Annotated in this window: 20 protein-coding genes; 9 read left to right on the top strand and 11 right to left on the bottom strand. The window is 34.3% G+C overall.

Features of this window, described 5'->3' with window-relative positions; genetic code table 11:
• The first annotated feature begins 350 nt into the window (after nucleotides 1-350).
• Complete coding sequence (locus K345_RS0107745) at nucleotides 351-770, top strand: DUF6326 family protein (RefSeq protein ID WP_211227848.1); 420 nt, start codon at nucleotides 351-353, stop codon at nucleotides 768-770.
• A gap of 114 nt (nucleotides 771-884) precedes the next feature.
• Here K345_RS0107745 and K345_RS0107750 read toward each other — a convergent pair whose 3' ends face one another.
• Together K345_RS0107750 and K345_RS22275 are read right to left on the bottom strand one after the other, a co-directional pair.
• Nucleotides 885-2,009, bottom strand: a complete 1,125-nt coding sequence (locus tag K345_RS0107750; RefSeq protein WP_028973675.1) for a fumarylacetoacetate hydrolase family protein — start codon at nucleotides 2,007-2,009, stop codon at nucleotides 885-887.
• 124 nt (nucleotides 2,010-2,133) lie between these two features.
• On the bottom strand, nucleotides 2,134-3,030 hold the full coding sequence (locus K345_RS22275; protein ID WP_028973676.1) for a response regulator transcription factor: 897 nt from the start codon (nucleotides 3,028-3,030) through the stop codon (nucleotides 2,134-2,136).
• Nucleotides 3,031-3,294: 264 nt separating this feature from the next.
• Between K345_RS22275 and K345_RS20225 the strand changes: the two genes are divergently transcribed.
• The gene (locus K345_RS20225) at nucleotides 3,295-4,014 is read left to right on the top strand and encodes a helix-turn-helix transcriptional regulator (protein WP_037571596.1); all 720 of its coding nucleotides are present in this window, start codon (nucleotides 3,295-3,297) and stop codon (nucleotides 4,012-4,014) included.
• 91 nt (nucleotides 4,015-4,105) lie between these two features.
• Nucleotides 4,106-4,936: a CPBP family intramembrane glutamic endopeptidase gene (locus tag K345_RS22280; RefSeq protein ID WP_028973677.1), complete on the top strand. Its 831-nt coding sequence runs from the start codon at nucleotides 4,106-4,108 to the stop codon at nucleotides 4,934-4,936.
• A gap of 89 nt (nucleotides 4,937-5,025) precedes the next feature.
• On the opposite strand, the gene K345_RS0107775 is transcribed toward K345_RS22280, so the two are convergent.
• Together K345_RS0107775 and K345_RS22285 are read right to left on the bottom strand one after the other, a co-directional pair.
• A complete protein-coding gene (locus tag K345_RS0107775) occupies nucleotides 5,026-5,466 on the bottom strand; it encodes a hypothetical protein (protein WP_028973678.1) in 441 nt (146 codons plus the stop codon).
• Nucleotides 5,467-5,633: 167 nt separating this feature from the next.
• A complete protein-coding gene (locus K345_RS22285) occupies nucleotides 5,634-6,203 on the bottom strand; it encodes a TetR/AcrR family transcriptional regulator (RefSeq protein WP_053228143.1) in 570 nt (189 codons plus the stop codon).
• A 189-nt stretch (nucleotides 6,204-6,392) separates the two neighbouring features.
• Here K345_RS22285 and K345_RS0107785 point away from each other — a divergent pair, with 189 nt between their 5' ends.
• Nucleotides 6,393-7,268, top strand: coding sequence for a leucine-rich repeat domain-containing protein (locus K345_RS0107785; protein WP_028973679.1), 876 nt, complete (start codon nucleotides 6,393-6,395; stop codon nucleotides 7,266-7,268).
• Here K345_RS0107785 and K345_RS0107790 read toward each other — a convergent pair.
• Nucleotides 7,265-7,915 carry a hypothetical protein gene (locus K345_RS0107790; protein ID WP_028973680.1) on the bottom strand — a complete coding sequence of 217 codons (651 nt, stop codon included), beginning with the start codon at nucleotides 7,913-7,915 and terminating at the stop codon, nucleotides 7,265-7,267. The genes K345_RS0107785 and K345_RS0107790 overlap by 4 nt on opposite strands.
• Before the next feature lies 1 nt (nucleotide 7,916).
• The gene (locus tag K345_RS0107795) at nucleotides 7,917-8,354 is read right to left on the bottom strand and encodes a hypothetical protein (protein ID WP_211227849.1); all 438 of its coding nucleotides are present in this window, start codon (nucleotides 8,352-8,354) and stop codon (nucleotides 7,917-7,919) included.
• A gap of 124 nt (nucleotides 8,355-8,478) precedes the next feature.
• Here K345_RS0107795 and K345_RS0107800 point away from each other — a divergent pair, with 124 nt between their 5' ends.
• Genes K345_RS0107800 through K345_RS0107820 form a run of 5 tightly spaced genes read left to right on the top strand, consistent with a single transcriptional unit; the run spans nucleotide 8,479 to nucleotide 17,890 of the window.
• Nucleotides 8,479-11,421 (top strand): WGR and DUF4132 domain-containing protein, encoded by a 2,943-nt coding sequence (locus tag K345_RS0107800; RefSeq protein WP_028973682.1) that lies wholly within the window; start codon nucleotides 8,479-8,481, stop codon nucleotides 11,419-11,421.
• A gap of 10 nt (nucleotides 11,422-11,431) precedes the next feature.
• The gene (locus K345_RS0107805; RefSeq protein ID WP_028973683.1) at nucleotides 11,432-12,523 is read left to right on the top strand and encodes an ATP-binding protein; all 1,092 of its coding nucleotides are present in this window, start codon (nucleotides 11,432-11,434) and stop codon (nucleotides 12,521-12,523) included.
• A complete protein-coding gene (locus K345_RS0107810) occupies nucleotides 12,520-14,796 on the top strand; it encodes a DUF5682 family protein (RefSeq protein WP_028973684.1) in 2,277 nt (758 codons plus the stop codon). The genes K345_RS0107805 and K345_RS0107810 overlap by 4 nt, the downstream gene beginning before the upstream one ends.
• Nucleotides 14,797-14,801: 5 nt before the next feature.
• Nucleotides 14,802-15,932 (top strand): VWA domain-containing protein, encoded by a 1,131-nt coding sequence (locus K345_RS0107815; protein ID WP_028973685.1) that lies wholly within the window; start codon nucleotides 14,802-14,804, stop codon nucleotides 15,930-15,932.
• Nucleotides 15,932-17,890, top strand: a complete 1,959-nt coding sequence (locus K345_RS0107820) for a hypothetical protein (RefSeq protein ID WP_156888344.1) — start codon at nucleotides 15,932-15,934, stop codon at nucleotides 17,888-17,890. The genes K345_RS0107815 and K345_RS0107820 overlap by 1 nt, the downstream gene beginning before the upstream one ends.
• Nucleotides 17,891-17,936: 46 nt before the next feature.
• On the opposite strand, the gene K345_RS20240 is transcribed toward K345_RS0107820, so the two are convergent.
• The 5 genes from K345_RS20240 to K345_RS0107850 form a co-directional block, all read right to left on the bottom strand.
• Nucleotides 17,937-18,800 carry an aldose 1-epimerase family protein gene (locus K345_RS20240; RefSeq protein WP_053228144.1) on the bottom strand — a complete coding sequence of 288 codons (864 nt, stop codon included), beginning with the start codon at nucleotides 18,798-18,800 and terminating at the stop codon, nucleotides 17,937-17,939.
• A gap of 145 nt (nucleotides 18,801-18,945) precedes the next feature.
• Nucleotides 18,946-20,169: a hypothetical protein gene (locus tag K345_RS0107830; protein ID WP_028973687.1), complete on the bottom strand. Its 1,224-nt coding sequence runs from the start codon at nucleotides 20,167-20,169 to the stop codon at nucleotides 18,946-18,948.
• On the bottom strand, nucleotides 20,153-20,911 hold the full coding sequence (locus K345_RS0107835; RefSeq protein ID WP_028973688.1) for an outer membrane lipoprotein-sorting protein: 759 nt from the start codon (nucleotides 20,909-20,911) through the stop codon (nucleotides 20,153-20,155). Before K345_RS0107835 ends, K345_RS0107830 begins: the two co-directional genes overlap by 17 nt.
• Entirely contained in the window at nucleotides 20,911-23,661 is a 2,751-nt protein-coding gene (locus K345_RS0107840; RefSeq protein WP_028973689.1) for an efflux RND transporter permease subunit, read from the bottom strand. The genes K345_RS0107835 and K345_RS0107840 overlap by 1 nt, the downstream gene beginning before the upstream one ends.
• A 293-nt stretch (nucleotides 23,662-23,954) precedes the next feature.
• The gene (locus K345_RS0107850) at nucleotides 23,955-25,337 is read right to left on the bottom strand and encodes a GH1 family beta-glucosidase (protein ID WP_028973690.1); all 1,383 of its coding nucleotides are present in this window, start codon (nucleotides 25,335-25,337) and stop codon (nucleotides 23,955-23,957) included.

Raw genomic sequence — 25,337 nt, forward strand, 5'->3', positions numbered from 1 at the left:
TCTTTAGATTATTTAGACTTTATTTATTTGTTTTACTGATGTGATCTTGTTTTTTTTCATTTCCTAAGGCTTAAAAGATCCCTTTTACTTACGGCAAAACGACGATTTTGGTTACTTAGTTTAGACCAAAGCTCGTAACCAAATGGTCAAAACCTAGTAGGCAAAACGATGAAACCTAGTAGGCAAAACGATGAAACCTAGTAAGCAAACGAGCAAAACCTAGTAAGCAAAATCGCTGTTTTCAGTGTTAGAAAGAGAGAGAGGTCAGAATCAGCAAGTAACAGAAAAATATTGTTAGTCTTGGTTCAACTATAATACAATAGGTACTACGTAATGAAAGGAAGGAAAAAGTGATAAAAATAGTAGAATGGAATGGTAGCAGAAAACAATTGCTATCCTTATTATGGATATTTTTGACTGTGAACTATATATACTGTGACGTATTTACCCTACATGATTCCCAATCCCTGCAAGAATTTCTAACAGGCGAATCGGGTGGAATGAAAATAACAGAGATGTTTCTCTTCTATTTTGCCCTGATCATGCAAATACCAATGATAATGATTTTATTATCACAAGTGCTTGTTTACCCAATAAATAAGTACTTAAACATAGTATCAGCGTTGATTACTGGTTCAATTCAAAGCTTTACCCTTTTTATGGGTGGTACACCTCATTATATATTTTTTAGTATAATAGAAATATTTACAGCAATTCTCATATTGGCTTTCGCCATCACCTGGAAAGTTAACTCTGCCCCTAAGAGCTAAGTATAATTTTACTATGATCTGATGATAGAAACAGAGATAATAATATAAGCTCCTATAATGAATAACCGATCTCTGATATTTTAGCAGAAATCGGTTTGTTCCCTTGAAATAAACTTACTGAATTATTTTATTATTAATCTGTCCTAGGCCGTCAGCAATAATATGAATGTCATCTCCAGGCCGTAGAAAGACAAAGGGATTCCACATATTTGTCTTTTTAAATATTACTCCTTCTGGTGTACCAGTAAGAAGGATTGTTCCAGAAGGAATCAGATTCTTGTTTTTCAATAAATACCAATATTCATTTTCCTTTTCAAACTTCCAATTCCCTCTTAAGAAAACTTCTTCAATGATTTTATCCGGTCCCCATATTAAATCTTGAGGCCTGGCCTTCTGTCTCAACTCCCCATTCAGATATAATTTTAACTCCAGTTCATTTATGAATTTTTTATACTCTTTGGGGATGATAAACAAATTCCCTGTTGGAAAGGCATTCTCTTTATTTTTCGCATCAGAATATCCTTGGATACCGTCAGCTAAAGAGTCATACTTACCAAGGAGTACATCAACATGTTTTTGCACAATAGGCTTTCTATCGGTAAAGTCATTAACCAATAGAAAGCCATAGTAATTTTGTCTCTGACTTTTGGGGGTAACATCATTTAACAGAACTATCCCCAGTTCTAGTTCATAATCTGGTAATGAATAATTTTTAGTATTTATCGTGGTATTGAAACTATCAGGTATTACTTTTTTGGGATATAAAAAAGGAGGTTCATCTTCATCAAGCTCTTTCAAGTGAGAGATATAATTATACCCAACAGCAATATTATTGTTTTCAAAATCCGCAGTCTTAATCAAGCGATTATCAGGTATACTTATTGGTACTAAATTCTGTTCAGATAATCTTATTATTCCATCATACCCATACTTATTAAAAAAGTTTATAGGATCAGCTGATACTTCAGAATCCAGAGAACTAATATTATATCCAGTAATAATATCATTTTGGTAAGTCTCAACAAGCATGAGTTGAATAGAGTCGTTATCTCTATACCTGGCAAAGCTTAGGGCTTTGTCTTTGGGATAAATCCTTATACTACCTAGATTGTTCTCATTAAAGATTTCATTAAACATTGGTCGAGATGTAACCAGAGACAAGGTAAGCATAACCATTACTGTAATTATAGCTATACTCATAATCACCAATCCGACTAGTTGAATAACTTTATTATTCATATATTCCTCCAAAAGATAAGAAGCTAATGGCTTCTTTAAGATTTCTGAAAGATAGATAGATGATATCAAAAAAAATATAGGAATTAAGAGCCATTTTTCTAAAACTGGCTCATATTCGCTAGATTTAAGATTTTGCTAAAGCGGTGGCGAGCTCGATTTTATTCGATACATTAGTTTTTTTATATATGTTGCTTATATGTGTTTTAACTGTTTCTTGAGATATTATGAGTTGCTCTGAAATTTCTCGATAACTTCTACCTTCTAAAATCAGATCAGCAATCTCTAACTCTCTTTTTGTTAATGAATAAATATTATCATGGTTAGAGTTATATGGAATTCTCTTCTCGGCCAGCTTTGGAAAATACACAAAATTACTGATAAATCTTAAAAAGAATAGGTTAACAAGTAAATAGAATAAAGGATAAAAGCCTAAACCAAACTGGAATTTTTTAATGGTTATTGGCAACAGGTCAACGATAAAGAAAGGGAAAAAAAACAATAAAAAATTAATAAACCTATTATACATAGATCGAACATTCTTCTTTGTAAAATTAACAACTATAGTTTTCAATATGAACGCTGATTTGTAAAGGATGATTGAGTGTATACCAATCTGCAAATATATAAATATGGATTTCATTTTATAATCCATTGTAATGACATCCATGGGAACCATAAGAAAAAGAGAAGATAAGAGTAATAGCGACCACCACTTTCTATTAAGTTTTTGGCCAGCAAAGGAATGGGCTGTCAGAAGAAAAAAATAGTTGAATAACCCCCATGTTATATTTGATAGAATTGAAGTAACTAATGATGATGATTCATCAATGTTCCAGAATTGAAGCCGTAGAATATCTAAAATCCGAATCAGGAAAACATTTAAAGACCAGAGTCCCATACAAACAGAATATAACAAAAGGTTTTTGTTCTTATATTTTTCAAAAAGAAAAAACGATAGAGCAAAACTACTAAAACCAATGGAGAAACATATTATAGAAATCAAAAGTATATATCCATTCATAGGTAATAAAATAACATCATGATCCAATATTTAAAATAACTATTAGCTATTGTTCGTTCTCAGGTATTGAATCCCGCGACCTTGATTATTTAGCTATAATACCATTAATATTTTCTTGTGAAGGCTTTGTACTATTTTCTATATTTAACAGCATGTATATCAACTCTATTCACTTCACTCTTGATAGTAATGCTCTATTTGAAGAATAAAAAATCTATAGTGTTATACATTCTATTATTCTTCAGTCCATTTACAATAGGCTCTATGATTTGGCTCCTTTCTACCTCGAATATTTTCTCCCCCGAACTCATAGAGACACTACATATCATAAATGGTTCTGTTGCTTTTATTACCGCACCATTAGCCTGTATAAAAATTGTTGGTTTTCAGATTAAGAAATCAAGCCGGAATTTGATGGTGTTTCTTATAATAGTTGCTTTATTTTCTTTAATTACAAATCTGTATATGACAAATACAGCAATAGTCACCATCACTTTGATTCTTCGTTTTTCAGGTCTGGTCTTTGTCTATTCGTTACTTTTGAAGAATAGAAAGTATATCAGGATAGATGAAATCAAAGTTTTCTATAACTCAATGCTCCTATCTGTATTAGTATTACTAGTAGTACTTTTTTGTGTAATAGCTGTAAGGTTCTATAATCAGGAAATCTACCAATCTATAAAAAGACTCCCTATGGATCAAATATTTGCTATTACCCTCTCCTCTCTTATATCACTCTTTCTTATACATTTCTTCTTTATCTCCGATACACAACCTAGATTTGAACGCAACCTTGATAGTTTTAAATTAACTCCCAGAGAAAAGGAAATTATTACTTTGATTCTCAATGGATACACAAGTAAGGAAGCCTCCCAGTTATTGAATATATCACAGCAAACAGTGAAGAATCATACTGCAAATGTTTATAGGAAATTGGAGATCAACTCAAAACTTGAACTTTTTCAATTGATTTTAGACTTCTAAACAGCGCTCCATAAGGAAGCAGTACTTATGTACTATTCCCCAAAAAACAAGTCTACAGATAAAAAGTCAATTAATTCATAAGGAGTAAAATATGAATAAAAAATTAATCGACTTTTTTAAGGTCATCTCTTACTATCTGGGCGCTCTCTCATTTTCTACAATAATTCTAATTCCCTATTTATTGATGAATGAAAGTAATAATGGAGGGAACTCTAAAGTTCTTCTTTTACTCGCAGCCTCAGGTGCTACCATTTCGGCATTTGCTACTATTTCCATATTTGACGGAAAATCAGGATTACTCAAATTATTGAAAAGAATAATCAAGATCAAATTTAAGTGGTATTGGTACGCAATATCAGTATTACTTATGCCAATAATTGTTAGTGTCTTATGGCTTATTGGCAGAAATATGAACATTCCTTTTGAGAATCCTCTTCAAAAACTACAAGGGCTTCTTTCGGTCTTCCTTATTTTGTCCATTCAAGCAGGCTTGGGAGAGGAGGTCGGTTGGCGGGGCCTAATGACTCCTACCTTAAACAGAAGACTACCCCTTATACCCTCTGCATTAATAACAGGAGTCTTGTGGGGATTCTGGCATACTCCCTTATTTTTTATAGAAGGAACTTTTCAATCGGAACTTTATAAGATTACAGGATTCTTATCCGGAATGGGATGGTATATTCTTTTTCTTTCAGCCTCATCTATCCTTTATTCATTTATAGTTAAAAAAAGTGGAGGAAGTATTATTGGGGCCATACTATTTCACGGAAGCTTAAATAGCGCAACATGGCTTGTAGGAGCAAATAATATATCTAGCTCATTGGCAGGCCTGAAAGCTCTAACCCTTGTTACAGTAGCTGTATCACTGGCTTTTTATGTGGTATTTAGAAAAGATGAATGCTGGAAACCTTCCCCTCAATAAAATGAGCCAAAAGAAAAGGACCGTCCACCAATAAGTAGGTTTTGATAGCAAGCATAGAACCCAACGAGGAATAATAATTGCTGCTGCTATCAAAACTTCATAACGACGGTTAATAAAAAGGCGCAGTATTTAAGACTTTCAGAAGTATCTTTCAATAGTATTACTCCAATAATAAATCTCCCGGCATCATCGAGATTATCCAAACTGATATCCTTATAGTCTTCAGGATCATAGGAATCTACCCCAGCTATTAAAGCTAAATCACTTTCTAAATCTTCATTTATATATTTCTTTATAGCATCATAAATCTTGATTTTATTATTTTCAAAGGCATTCAGGGCTTCTTCTATCAATTGATCTACACCTGTATCACTTGATAGTCCGAAACTAGATACCATATATCCCTTTAGTTCGGCTATGTCATTGACTTGTGTATACAAGCTCAGAATAAATCCTTCATCAGCCCCAGTCTCTACATCATCATAAATGGTATTTATAACTTTGGCCCTGTTTTCTACATTGTTCATCATAATTCATACTCCATTATACTTTACTACTTTAAATTCACAATGCTCAAAAAAAAAGAGGATAAAGCCTACCTGTCTTTTTTAATTTTATCGGACTCAAGATACACTGATACGCTTTTGCCATTTTTGTTTATCAATTTTGCAGTCATGTAGATTTTACATCTTCCTTACTATAAGACCTTATTTTTATCATATTCTTTATCCTTGATTTGAATGGAATCAATAACGTGCTTTAATACTAATCTAAATTGTTCCGGAGTCTCTTCTCTGCCATTTGCCATCCACTGAACAAGAAGGTTCCAAAATCCTCCTATACTATAATATAAGACATAGTTCACTTCTTCCTGCTTACCGTATTCTGGGATCCTGTCTTTTAGAGACTTATGTATCTGTGGTATTTTTATGTTCATTATATTTAATAATTCAAAAAGTAAATCTGATTCGTTTAATGAGTAAAAAAGATCAACATGGGTAAACCAAAAATTAAAGAAAATATTGGCTATATTCTCTACAGATAAATTAACTTCTTTTGTTAGCGCTAATGTATATTCATCAATAATTTGTGAAAGCCCATATTTAAGCAACTCATTTTTAGAGGAAAAATAACGATAGAATGTTCTACGGGAATAACCTGCTTTATATGCGATTTCTTCTACAGTAAGAATATCATATTGATTATCCAACATCAGTAAAAATAAAGAATCTTTGAAAGACGTTTTAATTTTCTTTTTTTCAAGCACCCTATCTTTCCTAACCTGACACAAGTATCAAGAGTTCTGCCCAGATATTCTCATTGATTAACAGAATCACTCCATCTAGTATGAACATTAAAGATGATATTTTCAACTCTACATAGGAAAGTATCAAACATGGCATTATATTAAGTTAAAATTGAGTTTTTGATATTTTATATTTAAAAGGAAGTGACTATGACTGAATTAGAAGATTTTGAATTAAAAATTATGTCCTCTAACAAGGAAGAAGAAGGGGAAGCCAAAACTATTTTAATGGCATCTAAAGATCTAAAAAACATACTATGGGACAAATACCAGGCATTATTAACTCTATTCTCTGATAAGAAAACTAAAACTGAAATCTTTAAAGGAATGAAAAAAATAGAAAAGATAGTTTACCCCTCTGCATTAAATACAATGTGGACAGGTATAGATTTCTCATCAGTAAGAGCGGAGATTCCCAGGTTATCAGATGATTTTTTTGATTATCCTTTTCTTCAGGATATATGGCGATTGGATTTATCAAATAAAAAAACTACTGAGATTTCAGACAAGATCTCTCAACTAAAGAATCTTAAAGAGGTTTTCTTCAATCATAATGATTCCTTACCTAAACATCTTTTTTCAATAAAATCACTAGAAACCCTAGTTAGTAGATTCAACAATATACAAACCATACCCGATGAAATTCAAAATCTAACATCTTTACAAGGATTGAATATAGCTGACAATCCAATAGAAGTGTTTCCGAAAGTTATATCTAACTTAACTAATCTAACTTGGCTAAATATCAAAAACACGAATATCACAGAAATACCAGAAGAAATTGGTAAACTCACAAAACTTGAACAACCTAATTTTGAAAACTGTAGAATCAAAAAGCTTCCCGAGTCCTTCTGGCAGCTAAGGGAATTCAGATATATGCTTTTTAGTTTTTCTAATTTAGAGGAAATCCCCGACAACCTTCCTGACTACCCTAGATTAGATAAATTTGATATCAGAGGAACAAATATCCCTCAAGACAGAATAGAGAAACTAATCGATCAATTTGGAGACAAGGTATCATATTAAGAAGATTTTTGTACTAGGTTATACACAGAAGACGTAAGCTTCTCTCTTTCCTGTAAATGTATGAAATTCCACAATTCATATTGTTTTACTCTCTTAGAAATGTAATCTAAAGCAGGCCGACTTAAGCTGGTTATCGACTCGCAATCGACATCCTCTTCAATTACAATCTCACAATACTCTAATTCTTTAGAAGGGATATCTTCTATTAGATCCATACACTCTCGTTCTAGAATAGCTATATTCTTTAGATAGTAAGCATGGGGATGATCAGCACCTATTAGGATCCTGCTAAGGGAATTTTTATGAATACTCCAATATATTTCATCATGAACATAAGGATATAAAATTAACTCATATTTTTCTTCTATTCCAAGCACCTGGTCATAAGTATTATACACTCCAGCATCATGATAATAGTGAATTTGATCTGATGTATAGACATAATCCAGACAACCGAATTGCTTAGTATAGCTCTGTTGGTCATTGCCCCATTTAAGGACAGGATATTCTTTTGGGTAAAACCTTCCAGCCTCTCTATTGATAAAGACAACAAATCTCATTCCTTCTAATAGAGGAATGTGTTTATACCAACTATGGACATTAGAAAGGTGATCAACAAATGCTAATATTTGCTTCGATGATATCATATCAAATACCTCTGTCTCTTTTTACCTTTTCAATGATAGCCGAAGTTGTTTTTAAGATTTTATATTTAGAGCCAATATGAAATGAAATTTCTGGAGTAAAAAAGAAAAAGGGCCTTCCCTCTTTAGGTACAACACGATAGGTTACGGGACTAATCATGATAGTTCTATCTATGCTTTCGATCTCATTCCAAGATAGAAATCGTTGCTTTTTGTATTCTACTATCATTAATGATTCTTTAGAGACTAGGACTACTTTTAGATATAGATAAAAAAGAATTTGTAGAATACCCAAAAGGACTATAAATACTAATGATCCTGTACTGGGTTCATGATACTTACCTAAGTAAAGATACTCCAATAATGGATTGCCAATAGCAAAAATAACATACAAGCCAGGGAGATACTTAATAAAATTACAAATTCCAATCCAATAATTCATCATAATTGATATTCTAATAAAATGAGATATTTGTATAGTAATAAGCACATTAAAAGTAAAGTGGTCTTAGCGCTAGGACCGGTAATTGTATTAATGCTACAATATTTTTATATGGAGAGACTTAATGAGACGTTTCGTTTTTACTGATGGCAAGTCAGATAAGTTTTGGGAAATTGAATTAAATAATACATCTTATACTGTTAGATATGGCCGAATGGGAACTAGTGGGTCTGAGAAGATTAAAGACTTTAAAAATGCAGAAAGAGCTAAAAAAGAGTATGAAAGGTCAATTAATTCCAAGGTAAATAAAGGGTATAGAGAGGAAGAAAATGTAATCACAACGGCTACAGCCAAAAATTCAGAATCAAAACCTTTAGGTTTATCACCAACACCAGAAACCAACCCTTTTAATTTAAGTGATTATTATTTGTCCTACCCATCATGGGTCCCCTATCCTTACAAGGAAATCCAGGATAATAAAAAATCAGATCTAGTCAAATTGATAGATAAAATAAAAAGGAAATCTTCAATATTGACACCAATGGATGAGGAACTGGTTAAAACGTTGAATATGCCACAATCATTATCTAAAGAAGAGTCTATTATATTAATCAAGGAAACTGGAAAACAGGGATATTATCGCTATTTTAATGACATTGATTTAACAAACAGAGACAGTGTACAAACATACATAGCAACGCTTCGTACCTTATCGACTATACAGGGAATAGCCCTGACCTGGATATTTGGATTCGATACTATTATTGATTGGTTATTCACTACTGGATCACAATGGTCTACTTCTATCTTAGAAGCCTTATCTAATGCAGTAAGTTATCTTATGCCTTATCAATCCAAAGATCGGCGTAAAGAACTGATGGCCAGAGCTCAAGAACTATATACTCTAATCATACAGAATAAATCCTACTTTCCTGGTTTGATATATGGAGTAAGTGCCTTCAAATTGAACAGTACACCTTTATGGGAAGCTTATGAACAATCAAATTTAGATTTAACGATCAATGATTTAGGAGAACTTGTCCGCTCTTTACCGAGTCAAGAATTGGTAATATCAAAATTAGAAGAAACAAAAGTTATGGCTGGAGAACTACGTGATTATACAGTAAAAATACCAAAATGGCTTTCTACTGCAGGTTTCGCTTGTATAGATAAAATTTGTGATAAGATTCAAAAAGAAACATATAAAGATTGGGCTAAGGAGCTTATTACTCCATTACTAAATATTGATCAACCAGAAATAGCCTATACTATGTTTACCCTAAGTGAATCATCCAAAGTCTCGGATCTAGCCTGGAATTGGATCAACACCCACCAAGGAACAGCTGCTACGGGATTGACAATTTATGTCTGTCAGAAAGAACAGAATATATCAAACGAGTCTTTATTAAATACAATAAGACTATTAGCACATAAAGGTTATCACGATGAAATAGAAAGGGTATTACAAAAACAAACAGAAGACATTAAGAAAAGAGTTAGAGACCTTACTCTTGATTATGATAACAAGCTACCACCAGAACTAACAGAAGAAACAACACCTCACTGGCTTTCAACAGAATTAAACCAATACAAAGAACTTAAAAGCTCTATTATTGATCCTTTCCTTCTACCTAAATTAGTAATTTCAGAAGGTTCATTAAGTCTAAAACAGGTCAGTCAACTATTACAATTCTTGAAAACTCAAAATATCTCATCTCCCGGATTATTTGTAGATAAAATCAAAACCAATATATCACAAAAGCAATTGGACAACTTTGTATGGTCCCTTTTCCAAATTTGGCTAAAAAGATCTGCACCATCCAAAGAAAAATGGATGATGCTTTCAGTTGGTATTCTGGGTGGAGATGATTTAGCACTTAGGCTGGAACCTCTTATTAGAACATGGCCAGGAGAATCACAACACCAAAGGGCTGTAACAGGCCTTAGAGTCTTAGAGGCTATCGGGTCAGATACCGCATTGATGGTTATTAATGGTATTGCAAGAAAGGTCAAATTCGCTGGTATAAAGAAAAATGCTGCTAAGGTTATCCAGTCAATTGCAAAAAAAAGAGGTTTAACAGCAGAAGCATTGGAAGATAGAATTATCCCCGATTGCGGTCTGGACAATAAGGGAACGAGGTTTTTTGATTATGGTAATAGAGGATTTACAGTATCCTTGGATAAGGATCTTAAACCAGTTGTAAAAAATGAAGAAGGTAAAGCACTGGCAAACTTACCAAAGCCAAACAAAAAAGATGATCAGGAAAAAGCTAAGGAAGCACTAGCGAATTGGAAGCTTATAAAAAAGCAAATTAAAGACACAGCAAAGATTCAAGCTACGAGACTAGAACAAGCTATGGTTATAGGACGTAAATGGACTGTAGATGAGTTTGTTCGTTTTTTCATTAAACATCCGTTAATGCGCCACATTAGTACAAGAATACTCTGGAAGGCTATCAATACAAATGACAAAACGGATCAATTATTCCGTATTACAGAGGAACTGGAAATAACTAATGAAGAAGATGATGTAATTACATTAGATTCGTTCAACCAGATAATTCTAATTCATCCTCTTGAAATGACAAAAGAGGAAAAACAATCTTGGGGTCAAATATTTAGTGATTATGAGATCATTCCCCCCTTTAATCAAATTGGGCGACAAGTATATTTACTGGAAGACTCTGAAAAAGAACTTCTGAGGATAGAACGCTATAAGGATATTAAATTACCGGCCCCTACACTAGTTTTTGGACTTGAAAAAGCAGGATGGATACGAGGTGTAGGTTTAGATGCAGGAAGTTTTGATGAACATTCAAGGTATTTTCCTTCCTCTAATATTACTGTAATAGCTACTTATGATGGAGCTGTTGGTATGGGGTATATCGAAGCAGAGGAAAAAGTTAACTTCAACTATATTTACTTTGTTAAAGGACAGAGAGAGCCTGATGGTTATTATGAATCGGATAAGAAAAAGAAAGATCTATTAAGCTTAAATGAAGTCCCTCCAATGATAATAAGTGAAGTCATTAGTGATATTTCACTCTTAACATTAAAAGCAGAGTAAAGGATAGATTATGAAAACAGAAGACTTTCAACGCCCTTCAGCGGAACTACTCTATAAAAAGGAACTTGATCAATTATATGAACTAGATCGAAATAATCCTAAACCAGAAGGGTGGCTTTTATCTCCCCAAGGAGTATGTGATTTTATACTTGGGAACCGTAAATATAAGATTGAACCTAAATTTGTTGGATCGCGTAGTTTCATAGAGTGCTGCATTGTAGCTATGGCAACCAATCGTGGACTCATGTTGATTGGAGAACCAGGTACAGCTAAAAGTTATTTAAGTGAACTAATATGTGCTGCAATCAGTGGGGATTCAACCTTAACCATCCAGGGCAGTGCGGGAACCACTGATGATCAAATAAAATACTCATGGAATTATGCTTTATTATTAGCAGAGGGACCTAGTGAAAAAGCACTAGTACCCGCCCCTTTGTATAGAGGAATAAAAGAAGGAAAAATTGTAAGATTCGAAGAAATCACCCGCTGTCCTCAAGAAATCCAGGATAGCCTCCTTTCAGTATTAAGTGATAGAGTTCTTTCTATTCCAGAATTACCCACAGGATCAAATACGCTCTATGCAAAGAAAGGTTTTAATATCATAGGAACGGCCAATATCCGGGACAAAGGAGTGAATGAAATGAGCTCCGCTTTAAAAAGACGATTTAACTTTGAAACGGTTCACCCTGTAAGAGATATCAAACAGGAAATGGAATTAGTACAACGGGAAACAAATAAAATGTTAGCCAATTCAGGAATCAGTGTTGTTATTCCACCAGACAAAACAGAGATACTTGTCACCCTATTTCACGAATTAAGAAATGGTAAAACAATTGAAGGAGGAGCCTTAGAACCTCTTAGTACTGTGATGAGTTTAGCTGAAGCTGTATCTGTTAATTATGCGGCAGGGTTACATGCATATTATTATAATAACGGCAAAGTAGAAGCAGAACATTTCGTATCAAATCTCTTAGGATCTGCAATAAAAGATTCTAAAGAAGATCAGAAGAAAATGGGACATTATTTTCATCATATAGTAGGAAAGCGCAATAAAACCTGGAAAGAATTTTATCAAGCGAGACATAATCTAGGACTATCATGAAAGACATTACTTTCATACCACTTCGCCACCATAGTCCAGCATGTGCTCTGGCATTACATAAATTATGTGCTTCAAAAAAATTCTCAGCCATACTTATCGAAGGACCTTCAGACTTTAACAAGCGCTTATGGGAACTGTATCTACCACATGAACTGCCACTAGCTATCTTTAGTTATTTTAAAACTGATGATAATCAAAGTTTGGGAGCTTACTACCCTTTCTGTGAATATAGTCCAGAATGGCAAGCCTTACTCATAGCCAAACAACAACAAGCTCATATACAGTTTATTGATCTACCTTGGTATGACATCTACCAGCTAGAAAAAAAGGCAGAAGAAGGTAATAACCTATACAATGACAGTCGTCTCAAAAGTAGTCAGTACATTGATCTATTATGTCACAAGTTTGGTGTAAATAATTTTGATGATCTATGGGATGAATTATTTGAATCAGATATAGAAATTGAGCCTATTGATTTTTTTAATCGTATAGATGTGTTCTGTCAAAATGCCAGAGAACTATCTGAGGTCACATCAGTAGATAAAGAAAGAGAGCGATTTATGGCTCACAAAATTCTAAGTCTCAGAGCGGAAATTTCCGGACCTATTCTGGTTCTAACTGGTGGTTATCACAGCTCTGCACTCAAAATAATTGTTGAAGAAGAGACCCCAGGAACTTCTATCACATCGAAGAAAGGAAATATCAGAACAGACACAGCCCTCATACCTTACTCCTATGAACGTTTAGATAAACTTAAAGGTTATCAGTCGGGTATGGCTGGACCTGGTTTTTATCAAGATTATTGGGAACAATGTTTTGCTAACAAAGATTATAATCATAAAAAAATCCTAATGGCTATTATAGAAGCTTTACGTCGTCAAAAACAGATAGCTAGTACAGCTGATGCCATAGCAGCTGAGAATGCCTGTCGGATTCTCGCGAATTTACGAGGACATAAAATAGTACAACGACGGGATATTTATGACGGATTAAAATCGGTTTTGATTAAGGATGAGATAAGCCGTAGTGGCTATCATCCCTTATTAGAAGTTATTGAACAAGTTTACCGAGGGGACAAACGGGGAGTTCTGGCTAAAGGAACTCCTCTACCACCCCTCGTAAAAGAGATTGAACAACAATTGCATCAATGGGAATTGTATCCTGATCAATTAAAAAAGGAAGTTACTCTTAATTATAATAGCCAGGAAGACCTTAGGAAAAGTCGATTATTACATAGTTTAAATCTCCTTAATATAAAAGGTTTTACTAAGTTACAAGGTCCAGATTTTATAGAACAAACCAATTTGGCCCTAATGGAAGAGAGGTGGCTTTTAGTAAGCACTGTGAACTTTCATAGTGATCTGATAGAAGCTTCTCGTTTTGGAGGTAGCCTAGATGAGGCGATTGAAAATTATTTATCCAATGCTATTGAAGAAGAAAATAAAGCTTCCTCCCTTGCCATACTCATGATTCAAGTTGCTTTAGCATTACCGGAATACAAAGGCCGTAAGTTATTTGGCAAGTTAGAAACAGCTATCAATGGGTCTAGTGATTTTTTAGATTTGGCTAAAGCATTAAAGCACCTATTATTTTTATTTCTGTTTGATAGACATATGAATTATAGAATTGATAGTCAGGGGAATTCCCAAGCTGGGAAACTTCTCTATAACAGTTGGGATCATCTAATGTCACTTTTAGAAATAACAGGAGTCCCTCAATCTAATGTTACGGATTATCTCAATGCTCTTGACTTAATGCTACAAGCTTATCTACGTATGCCCATATGTCCAGAATATGCCCGTCAAAGTTTTGTCGATACTTTAAGAATTTTTGCTCAACAACAGGGTCAATTATCCATCTTAAAAGGGGCCGTTCAAGGAAGTCTATGGTATCTGGATGAGATTAATGAATCAGACATTTTATTAGATCTTAAATTTTTTAGTGATCCCAATAATATAGGTGATTATATAGAAGGTTTATTTGTTTCTGCCAGAGAACTAGTCCAAAGAAATATGAGCTTTATTAACACATTAGATTCATACATTACTGGTTATTCCGATGAAGAGTTTTTAGAGGCTTTACCAGCTTTAAAACTTGCTTTTACTCATTTTGCTCCCAGAGAAAAACACTATCTGGCAGAATTGCTTTCCCACAATGTGCAGGAGCTATCCTTATTGATGGATCACAATATTCCTGAGGAAGTCATTCTCTCAGGTAAGGAATTAGATAATAAGGTAAGTCATTTACTCACCCTATATGGAATAGGAGATTAACTTAGATGTCAGATGATAGATTAATACGTTGGCGTTTAATATTGGGGTCATTGTCTAATGATAATTTTAAGAATCTATCCTTATCACAAGAACAACAGGCTCAAGATGAGGCCCTTGAGTTTTTGTATGGTAAAGAATATGGACAAGAAAGAAATATCCGGATAGGAAAACAGGGAGGATTAGGAACTTCCCAATTATCTGTTCCTCAGTGGATTAACAGGATTCATGAATTATTTCCTAAGAAAGTTATTGACCGTTTAGAGAAAGACGCCTTAGAAAGATACAGATTAGATGAAATTGTAACAAATCCTAATATCTTAAAAAGAGCAGAACCATCAATGACCCTTCTAAAAGCAATATTACAGACAAAGCATCTGATGAATCATGAAGTTCTTAATATGGCTAGAGACATAGCTCGTAAAGTGATTCAAGAATTAATGGAACAATTCAAAACAGAAATAGAATCCAGTTTTTGGGGAACCCTTAATAAACGACGTAGAAGCTTAAAAAGAAATGCAGCCAATTTTGATCCCCACTCCACAATTATGAATAATCTCAAAAACTATAATAATGATCTCAAAAAGCTTATTATTAAGCAACCATACTTTTATTCAAGAAAACGAAATTATGCTCAAAAGTGGCAGATGATCATTCTAGTAGATCAATCTGGTAGTATGACGGATAGCATCATTTATTCCGCTGTCTGTGCTTCTATTTTTTATAAACTTCCTTTGTTAAAGACTCATCTGGTTTTATTTGATACTAACATAGTTGATCTGACAGAATATTGTGAAGATCCCATGGAAACCCTAATGAAAGTACAATTAGGAGGTGGTACGGATATTGCGCTGGCTGTGCAATACGGAATGGAATTAATTGAAAACCCCAGAAGATGTATCTTTATGATTATATCTGATTTTTATGAAGGCCCTAACGAATATAGACTACTTCAATTAGCATACCAATTAATCGATAGCCAAGTTTCTCTCCTAGGATTAGCGGCACTTAATAACCATTCAGAACCTGTTTACAACCATCAACTCACCCAGCAATTAGTGAACATCGGAGCTCATATTGGAGCTATGACTCCTGGAGAATTAGCCCATTGGGTTTCTGAAAAAATGGGATTATCATGATGAGATTAGATCTATTACGTATTGGTGAAGATGATTTAGCTGTTTATACAAATAAGGGAACAGTCAATAAAGCGAAAAAAGAATATGAAACAAAAAAAGTAAGTGTTGATATAAGTGAAACAGAAAAAGGGGATATAAAATTAGTATGGTCAGATAATGTGACTACACAATTTAATCATGATCAAACCTTTGAACAAGGTATCTGTACCTGCCCTGCTTCCGGTATCTGCCGTCACATGGTTAGAAGTATATTCTTCTTAAAAAATACTATTGATAGTGAAGAAAGCAGTTGGAATCCTGGGGAATTTACTGATGAAGAACTTAAAGCGGAGTTTGGAGAGAAACTATATAATCAGGCTTTAAAGGAATATGAAGAAGGAGTCCTTCTGGAGCTTATCCCGGGAATAAAGCCAAGGGTCATTTTTTACAATCATGGATTAACTTTACGTTTTTTAGTAAAGGGTGATCTTCGCTATTTTCAGAGCCTCTCCAATGATCAAAGACTTAATCAGAAATGCGTTTGTATTGCCGTTTGGGCTTTTCGCTTAGGGAGTAAAAACGGGGGATTCTATTCAACCAATAAAACGATCAAGAATATTCCTTTTGATACTATAGACGCTATTGATGAATTGTTTTTAGAATTATTGACCCATGGACTGACCAAAATATCTCCCTACTTCTTAATGGAATTAGAAAAATACAAAAATCTTTTGATTCAATATAATTGGTTATGGCCAGCTGAAAATCTTGTAAATATCTATAAGGCTATTAATAAATATTCCTCAGTAGATAGTCAGTTTCATCCCACGACAATACTAATGGAATGGGGAGAATGGGATATTCGCAAAGAAGCTGCTTTACATTATACAAAGGAAGTTCCACCAGAATTTATTCTTGGGGGAAGTTATAATTATGAAACATCACTAAGCAAGACAAGTCTTATAGGATTAGGAGTGATCCCTGTTGAAACGATAGAAGGTTCTTATTTAAGAATATTTTATTATAACGTTACCTCTGGTGATATACTTCATTTTGATCGTTTATTTAGAGAGCTTCCACAAGAATATAGTTATTCTTCATTATCCCAGCGAATAGCCTTTAAAGGCATAAGTTTTAAACAAGCTGGGACTTCTGCTCTCATTCTATCCAAGGCGAAAAAAGTTCCGGGAAACAGAATTAAACCAGGTACGGAATTATCTGTACTGCCCTTAGATTTCCAATGGTCAACTATAAGAGATACTATATTGATATCTGATTTTAAAAATTTTGAAGTACGTATAAATCATTATCCTCCTAAGGCATTACAGCCGCATGGAGATATAATGAATTTTTATATCATCCAGGTTAATAAAATCAGTGATGTTTTATTTGATATTGTTAATCAACAAGTAAAAGCATTTGCCTATGACAAAAATGGGGAAAAGATTGATATATTCTTCCCTTATATTAATCAGGCGAAGAAAGGTGTAGAAGGTTTGCTATCTCTCTTAGGATCAACTGATATATCTATTGAAATGATCAGTGGAATTATAGGATATAAGAGTTCCCGGATGAACCTACAGATCGTAGCCATCATTTATAAAGAAAATGGGAAAAGGAAATCTTTCCAGCCCTGGATTGATGATTATTATACATCCTCCCATTTTATAGATATTAATGTTTTATCTTCACAACATAGGACAAATCCTATTCAAAACTTCTTAGATGATATTTTATATGAAATGGGTGAACTCCTATTATTGGGGTTTTCTTTCCAAAAAATAAATGTATCAGAGATATGGGAAAGTTTAAGTCAAAGAGCCCAAGCTTTGGGAATGTCTGAATTTAAAAAACTTCTCGAGACCTTTGCGAAGCAGTGGAGAGAGGAAGAAGTTCATCTCAAAAAGGACTATAAGAAACTATATGCTTTACAAAAAAAAATACTTCATCGCCTTATCTTCTCTATAGAGAACGTTTAAGGGTTATACTACCTTTCTATCATATTGTTAATAAGCTCTCTATTGCTTAAGAAAACAATAGAGAGTAGGAGCATGGAAAGGTTTCACCAGTTTGAAGAAATTGGATTCCCTCTTTTTTCTCAAAATCGGAAGAGTCCCCTTCACTAGAATCTACACCAAACCATGGTTCCAGGCATAGATAAGGAGCTTTTTTACCTGGAACAGTCCATATACCAAAATCAGGGAAACCAGCAAAATCCATCTGTACAGAATGGGATGATTTGTCACTTTTGAGAATAACAGAATCTGATTCTAAACCCGAAAAAATAATAGCTCCCCTATCAAATAATCTATAATCAAGATCGATCCTATCACTATTATCAAGAAGAAGTTCTTTCTCTCCTGTTAGGAATTCATTCTTATAACGTCGTGCTATCTTTTCCCTTCGATTGAACTGGACATAATAGTCTTCAAACTTAAGACCAGAATCTAAGGGACAGATAAAACCGGGATGGGCTCCTATTGAGAAGGGTAAAATTCCCTTACCCTTATTCTCTACGAGATAATCAACCCTTAACCTATTATGATCCAAACTATATTTGATATAGAGGGCAAAAGAGAAAGGGTACTGAGATTTTATGCTTTCCCTATCTGTAAGGGATAAAAGACAATGGTCATCACTCTGTTCTACCAATTCAAATGAGCTTTTCCTGGCAAAACCATGATTACCCAAAAGGATTTTTTTACCTTTATAGTCCCAACCACCTTCAGGACAGGCCCCTATTACAGGAAATAACTGTGGCGATTGCCCCACCCAATAGTCTGAATCGCCTTGCCAAAGATATTCCTTTTCATTGTATTTAATGTGTGTCAGTTCTGCTCCATTTGGATTAATACTAATGGACAGAACTGAATTCTTTAATTCTATCATAACCTGATATTACAATTTCCCTTAGTTCAATGCAACATTACTAATAATCACTATCAATATGCTAAAGAAAGGAAAAAGGAAAATGAAATGGTTCTCTTCTTGGTATTCTTGTCGATACTATTTATTATTAACCCTTTTTGTTACATCAAAAGCTATACTGAGACTTAAATGTAATCGAGTGTTTAACAGGGGCTAAGTAGGCCTCACTACTAGGATCATCTGTAGTATTCAAGATCCCCGTATACCCTATACTTACAATCAAACTGCCACTTTTCTGCCATATTACTTCAGGGATTAGGTACAAAGCTCCAGAATCTAGTGAAAAGAGTAAGGTCATATCGGTTTGTATATTATAGCTGTAAAATGGTTGGGATAGATAAGCCATACCATAATACTGTGAATAATATCCAGGGTTGTAATAACTCCAATATTCATTGGCCTTTAGGGGATCATTTTTAATAGTTAATAAAATATTATCCCGTTCCTCTTCACTGAATCCTTCCTGATGAGAATAGTATTCAATGATAAAAGATGTTTCCCAAGGAAACACATATTCGATTCCTAATAAAGAATTAACTTTACTCTCTTCAGAATTGCTAAAATGAATAGCGTATTCCCCATATACACCAACTCCCATCATATCAATCTGACTACCTATTCCCATTTGAGTTGTGTTTTGGTCTAAAAATCCTGTTAACTTAACATCAAATACAGGTAGAGACAGACTTAATTCGCTCCCCCCTTTTAGTTCATCATAGTTAGTACCATGTTCCAAGACAGTATCATCAAATAGAAAATAGAATTTCAGGTTGGTAAGTTCATACGGAAATAATTGAAAGGTTAAGGAATCAACTCCCTTTAACTCTGATAGAGGAGATGTTGGATCTTTAGTTGTATTAGCAAAATCAATGGGATTCCACCCATATCCATATCCCGTCAATAAAGATTGTCTACCTAATCGAACTAATAATGATTGATTTATTGTCCAATTGACATTAGCCCGCATGAGATCAATACTGTAAACATTATCACCTTTGTCATTAACAAATAAGTAGGTATTTGACAAATCCGTTCCAGAATTGCCATCATATGCAGCAGCCACTAAACCAGCTCCAATAGGATATTGATTGAGACCAAACCAGAGCTCAAGATGGCCATTATCATCTCCAGCTGACATTTTCCAAGTCATGCTATTACTAAGATTAATATCCTTTAGAGAGGCAATATTATCTGGATTTATAGCTGTGTCATAGTTGTCTTGCCTGACATACCCAATAATAAGAGCTGTATAATCACCATAATAGCTCAATTGAGGAAAAGCAAAAGTACTAATAATTAATAAAAGAAGAAAACTAAAATATACTTTCATTTTGTATATATGAAGGGGAAAACATCTGGGATTTCACTTTAGGGGAATTAAATTCTATGGACTCTGTAGTAATAGTTGTTATAGAATTTTTCACATGACTCTCCATGGTGATAATATAAGGATATTCCTTTTGATCAATTGATCGATAATCATTCAAAGTCATCGTTTTAATAAGCGCACCAGCCTCATAATAATCAAGTTGAATATAATGAAAATCTTTTTCACTTATATAGGCAAGAATTTTATCATAGGAAGAAGACTTTTCATTCTTAGGAAACATTTCAATCAAATAACAGTTTTGTTTGTTAATTTTCTTTTCCCCTGCTAACCTAACTCTATATTTAGAACTAATTCCGGCATTATCATCCCCCATATCGTTGTAGGAAAAATCGCTTCCTCCAGCTGAATTTTTCTTAGCAGAAGATGATAATTTACGAACCCGTCCTGTGGAGGAAAAACGAACCCATAAATTATCCTCAATCATCAAATAAGCAGTTCCCTTCATGCGTGGAGGACCTAGATAAACGGTTAGACTATGATATTGTCCATTAATATCCATGGAATAACCTTCCATTCTTTGTAGGGGTAAGGTGTTTCCATTCCTCACAATCTGGATAGTGCTTAAAGACCATACTTGTGGTCCCTTTATATTGTCATCTGCTTTCTGAACTATAACTTGTGCGCTTTGTGAATAGATCGTTAAAGACATTGTTAGAAAAATAAAAATGAATGTGGACCTCATTAGGACCCCCATGGATATAAATTAAATTTATTCCGGTCTACAACCAGATTCAAGAAAGCAGGATAAAAAATAATGGAGAAAAGAAAAGCAAAGGTCATAGCCACTGATAATAGAATTCCGGTACTATGCATGGCCTGCATAACGGAAGGAATAAAAGAGGCAAAAGCAATAATAGTTGTAAGACTTGTTAACATAACTGCCGTACCTGTTTTAGCAATGACTCGTTCTATTTGGCCTTTTCCTTCTAATAAATAGCGATGACTGATATGCACTGAATCATCTATTCCTATTCCAATAAGCAGGGGAACTGCTATAATGTTAACAAAATCAAATCTCATTCCTGTCCATCCCATAAATCCAAACAATGCAATAAATGATAGGCATAGGGGAATCATAGTGAAAATAACTATTTTCAGATTCCGAAAATCAATCAAAAGAATTAAAAATATCGCAATTAAAGCAGTCATAGAAGCTTTGAGACCGTCTGACTCTGCCATAATAGTCAATTGATCAGATGCCATGATCATGCCTGTTCCTTTATCTGTTATAGAAGAAACCTGAGTTAGAAATATTTGTCGAAAGTCCCCTTCCCAAGGATTTTGAGTAGGTATGATGGACATAAGGTAAGAGTTGTTTTTTTGTGAGTAGTATCCTTTACCATATAAAGGAGGAAGTTCATTCTGATCATAAGCTTCGATAGAAGACATATTGATTAATTTTTCCTTCAACAATGATGAAAAGGTATACTGAAATTGACGAAGCATAGATTCATCAAAATCTGACTTATTCAATTGATCAATTATACGTGCCAAGGCACTTTCTCTCTCTTTTATCCCCTCCTTGTTATACCCAGTCATTTGATTCAAAGTTAGTGACATTTTTTTCATATTACCTAGATAAGACATATCTGATAATTCAATTAGGTTCATTTCTAATCTTATTAGTTCATCTTTTAACAAAGATAAGTTAACATTTCTAGTTACCTCTAAATTCATTGCATTCTGTTTAAATTGAACGACACCAGGAATTCGATTTTGCCATTCTTCTTCAGTAAGAAGAAGAGGAGCCAAAGATTCTACTTGTTTAACGGAATCTAGTTTCTTGATTTGTTTCTCTAAATCTTTTAGTTCATGTATATTTTGTGTTAAAACAAATAGACCGTCTGCCCCCATACCAAATTCATCAACTAAAACATCCTGCATTTTTACAGATTCTAGGTCCTTTGCTTCCATATTAAGGAGATTCTTTTCAATCTTAACATCACCAATTTTTATGGCTAAAAAAGCAGAAAAAGATAACATTAAAATAATAAAAAAGGTAGGATGTTTTACAATCCTTGATCCAAGATATTCACCAAAATCTGAAGGAATAAAAAACTTTGTAAAGAACTTATAAGTCTTTGATGGTTTCTTCCTTTTCAAAGTAGAAGCAAGCCCGATTAACGGAGGTAGAAAAATAAGCATAGCAAGTAATTCAAAAAGAATTCCTAATCCTGCCACCATTCCCAACTCTCTCATTAGCTCAGTATCAGCCACCATCATAGAAAAAAAGGCTATGGCTGTTGTTAAAGCACCGGTCAAGATTCCCGACCCTGTTGTAGCGAAAGCTTTTTCCATGGCTGATAAATAATCCAATCCATTATCACGTTCTTGAGTATAAGAAGTAAGAAGGTGTATAGAATAGTCAATTCCCAATCCAACCAATGCGACCATATACATAGCAGTCATTATATTTAGTCGATGAATTAAGAATCCTGTCATTCCAATAGACCAATATATTCCTATTAACAAAGGAACCCCAGTTATCAGGGGTGTGGAACACATTTTAAAAACGAATACCATAATGAGAAGAATAAGAAAGAAGGCAAGCAACATAGAGATTCCTAATCCTTGTTGACTAGTTATCATCTCATCTCGCGCAATGGTGGTTAAACCTGTACAATAAGCTTTTAAACCATTTCGAGCTGCAATTAGTTTAGCTCCTTCTTCTATGGTATTTACTCCTGGAACCAGAATAGAAAAATCCTCCATAGTAAAGGTTGGTTCAATCTGAATAATAGCCATTCTATTGTCTTTACTAAGATAATAAGAGGGACCAAACAGGAAATCATCGAAAGATTGACTAATACTATCTCTTGAGTTTAGTTGTCCATCAAAAGATTGGACCATCAAATTTATTAGAGAATTCAGACCCTCAAACTGGCCAACAGCCTCGGACTCATCATCCTTAAGTTTCTGATCATTCCCAGAATATTCTCTTTCAAAGTCATTGTTTAATCCATACAAGAAGGAGGCAAGATCGACGCTTTTAAATATACGAAACAGACGTTCCCTGTCTTCTAATTCATTTATAATAAGACTGTGTGATTTGAAGAAATCCCTATTTATATGCCCATATACGGCCTTTATATAAGGTTTGTAGCGCTGTTGATTGAACTCCTGTTCCACCTCTAATATGGTCGCTTCTATTTTCTTTCTAGCTACATCCTGATTCTTAAGGGTACGCCCATCAATGACAATGGTGATTCCAGAAGCTAAAGGATAGTCACCCATTATCTGTTTTAGATCCTTAACTTGTGTTGATTGACCTGGCATTATAGAAAAGAAAGTCATCTCCATTGTCAGGTGTATGACACCCCATGACATAAAGACACTGATTATAGCCCCAAAGAGCAAAGTCTTAATCCAATGAGTAGCTCCCCAGCGCCCCCACTTGCCTAGGAGTTTTTCTCTAATGGTAGAATGTACCATTTACCTACCCTTCCTACACCTGATTACATAAATGTGTTCCTGTTTATTAATCTATCTTTTGTATTCTTCATTCTTAAAGTAACCTTTTATTTAATGTTAAAAGATATAAATAAGGATTACAAGAAATTTGATTTAGCATTTGAATGACAGTAGACCACATGTAATGGTCTACTTACATATCTGATGATAAGAATAATATAGTTGGGTTTATTGAGAACCTTTTGAATCTATGATTTGAACAAGATCAGGTTTGGTATCCTCACCTGATCTCTTTACCAAATCAGAGAATATACTTAAAGGGATTTTCCATTGGATTCTATGATTTTATTGTACCAATATCCAGAGTCCTTAATAGTTCTTTTTTGAGTCCCATAGTCTACATGGATAAGACCGAATCGTTCCCCATATCCATCATTCCATTCAAAATTATCCATAATGGACCAGGTTAAATAACCTAGTACTGGCACACCTCGATCTATAGCTTTTTTGAGTTCTCTCAAGTACCTTTGCATGTAATCAATTCTATTGGGATCATGGACTTTTCCATCAAGGGAAACCCAGTCAGACAGGGACAGTCCATTTTCTGTAATTAGTATAGGTAAGTGATATCTGTTATAGAGGAAAATAGGCATATACTGGAGGATACGAGGAGTAACCTCCCATTTGAATGCTGTACGGTCATATCCAATTTTTGGATCCACGATAACGGGCATCCCTTTATTATCAGCTCTAACACATGCACCGGTATAGAAATTACAGCCCAGAAAATCTAAAGATTGATTAATGATAGCTAAATCCTCAGGGTTGTTGATTTCTTGCGGAAAATCACTCCCATAAGCCTCTATACCATCTTCAGGATAATGACCAAGTAGAAGAGGATCTAGCCACCAGGTAGTAGCCCACAGATTACGACTGTCCGCTGTAAACGCTTTTTCTTGAGCCGCTAACTGATCATCAGGATTATCAGAGTACGGATAAAAAGCTGATGGATTGGGAGCAATACCAACCTGAACATTCTGCTTTGCATATTGTCGTATTCTTTGTACACCTAATCCGTGTGCTTTCAAGATGCTATGGATTAAGTAAAAGGCTTCCTTTGGACTAACCCTTAATTTAGGGGCACATTTACCATCCACATGCCCTACTATTATATGACATTGAGGTTCATTCAAAGTCATCCAATATTTGACACGATCAGAGAAAGCCTCTACAGCAACCTGCACATAGTCAGCAAAGATACGAGGCATATCAGGATGGCTCCAGCCCCCAATCTCTTGGAGTTTTTGAGGGAAATCCCAATGAAACAATGTTATATATGGCTCAATTCCTGCGGCTAAAAGTTCATCGATCAGATTATTATAAAAATCAATACCTTTTTGATTTACTGCGCCTTGACCATCAGGAATGATACGAGTCCAGCTTAGGGAAAATCGGTAAGCTTTGATACCGATTTTTTTCATTAGAGCCACATCCTCTCTGTAACGATGATAATGATCACAAGCGATATTACCGTTATCATTATTTTTAATATTAGAGATTCCTGTTATGGGATCTGGATGAGTATCATTTGTATGCACATCCCAGATAGAAAGGCCCTTCCCGTCTTCAAAGGATGCTCCTTCTATTTGATAAGCCGCTGAAGCAGCGCCCCAGACAAAGTTATTTGGAAATTTCAT

This window comes from Spirochaeta cellobiosiphila DSM 17781, assembly GCF_000426705.1.
Lineage (GTDB): Bacteria > Spirochaetota > Spirochaetia > DSM-17781 > DSM-17781 > Spirochaeta_E > Spirochaeta_E cellobiosiphila.

Bases quoted from the DNA above. Each gene is read 5' to 3' on its own strand.
- K345_RS0107830 (WP_028973687.1), bottom strand. From the start codon at position 20,169: ATGAAAGTATATTTTAGTTTTCTTCTTTTATTAATTATTAGTACTTTT.
- K345_RS20240 (WP_053228144.1), bottom strand. From the start codon at position 18,800: ATGATAGAATTAAAGAATTCAGTTCTGTCCATTAGTATTAATCCAAAT.
- K345_RS0107810 (WP_028973684.1), top strand. From the start codon at position 12,520: ATGAAAGACATTACTTTCATACCACTTCGCCACCATAGTCCAGCATGT.
- K345_RS0107795 (WP_211227849.1), bottom strand. From the start codon at position 8,354: ATGAATTATTGGATTGGAATTTGTAATTTTATTAAGTATCTCCCTGGC.
- K345_RS0107820 (WP_156888344.1), top strand. From the start codon at position 15,932: ATGAGATTAGATCTATTACGTATTGGTGAAGATGATTTAGCTGTTTAT.
- K345_RS0107815 (WP_028973685.1), top strand. From the start codon at position 14,802: ATGTCAGATGATAGATTAATACGTTGGCGTTTAATATTGGGGTCATTG.
- K345_RS0107805 (WP_028973683.1), top strand. From the start codon at position 11,432: ATGAAAACAGAAGACTTTCAACGCCCTTCAGCGGAACTACTCTATAAA.
- K345_RS0107800 (WP_028973682.1), top strand. From the start codon at position 8,479: ATGAGACGTTTCGTTTTTACTGATGGCAAGTCAGATAAGTTTTGGGAA.
- K345_RS0107750 (WP_028973675.1), bottom strand. From the start codon at position 2,009: ATGAATAATAAAGTTATTCAACTAGTCGGATTGGTGATTATGAGTATA.
- K345_RS20225 (WP_037571596.1), top strand. From the start codon at position 3,295: ATGATTTGGCTCCTTTCTACCTCGAATATTTTCTCCCCCGAACTCATA.
- K345_RS22275 (WP_028973676.1), bottom strand. From the start codon at position 3,030: ATGAATGGATATATACTTTTGATTTCTATAATATGTTTCTCCATTGGT.
- K345_RS22280 (WP_028973677.1), top strand. From the start codon at position 4,106: ATGAATAAAAAATTAATCGACTTTTTTAAGGTCATCTCTTACTATCTG.
- K345_RS0107840 (WP_028973689.1), bottom strand. From the start codon at position 23,661: ATGGTACATTCTACCATTAGAGAAAAACTCCTAGGCAAGTGGGGGCGC.
- K345_RS0107850 (WP_028973690.1), bottom strand. From the start codon at position 25,337: ATGAAATTTCCAAATAACTTTGTCTGGGGCGCTGCTTCAGCGGCTTAT.
- K345_RS0107785 (WP_028973679.1), top strand. From the start codon at position 6,393: ATGACTGAATTAGAAGATTTTGAATTAAAAATTATGTCCTCTAACAAG.
- K345_RS0107790 (WP_028973680.1), bottom strand. From the start codon at position 7,915: ATGATATCATCGAAGCAAATATTAGCATTTGTTGATCACCTTTCTAAT.
- K345_RS0107775 (WP_028973678.1), bottom strand. From the start codon at position 5,466: ATGATGAACAATGTAGAAAACAGGGCCAAAGTTATAAATACCATTTAT.
- K345_RS0107835 (WP_028973688.1), bottom strand. From the start codon at position 20,911: ATGAGGTCCACATTCATTTTTATTTTTCTAACAATGTCTTTAACGATC.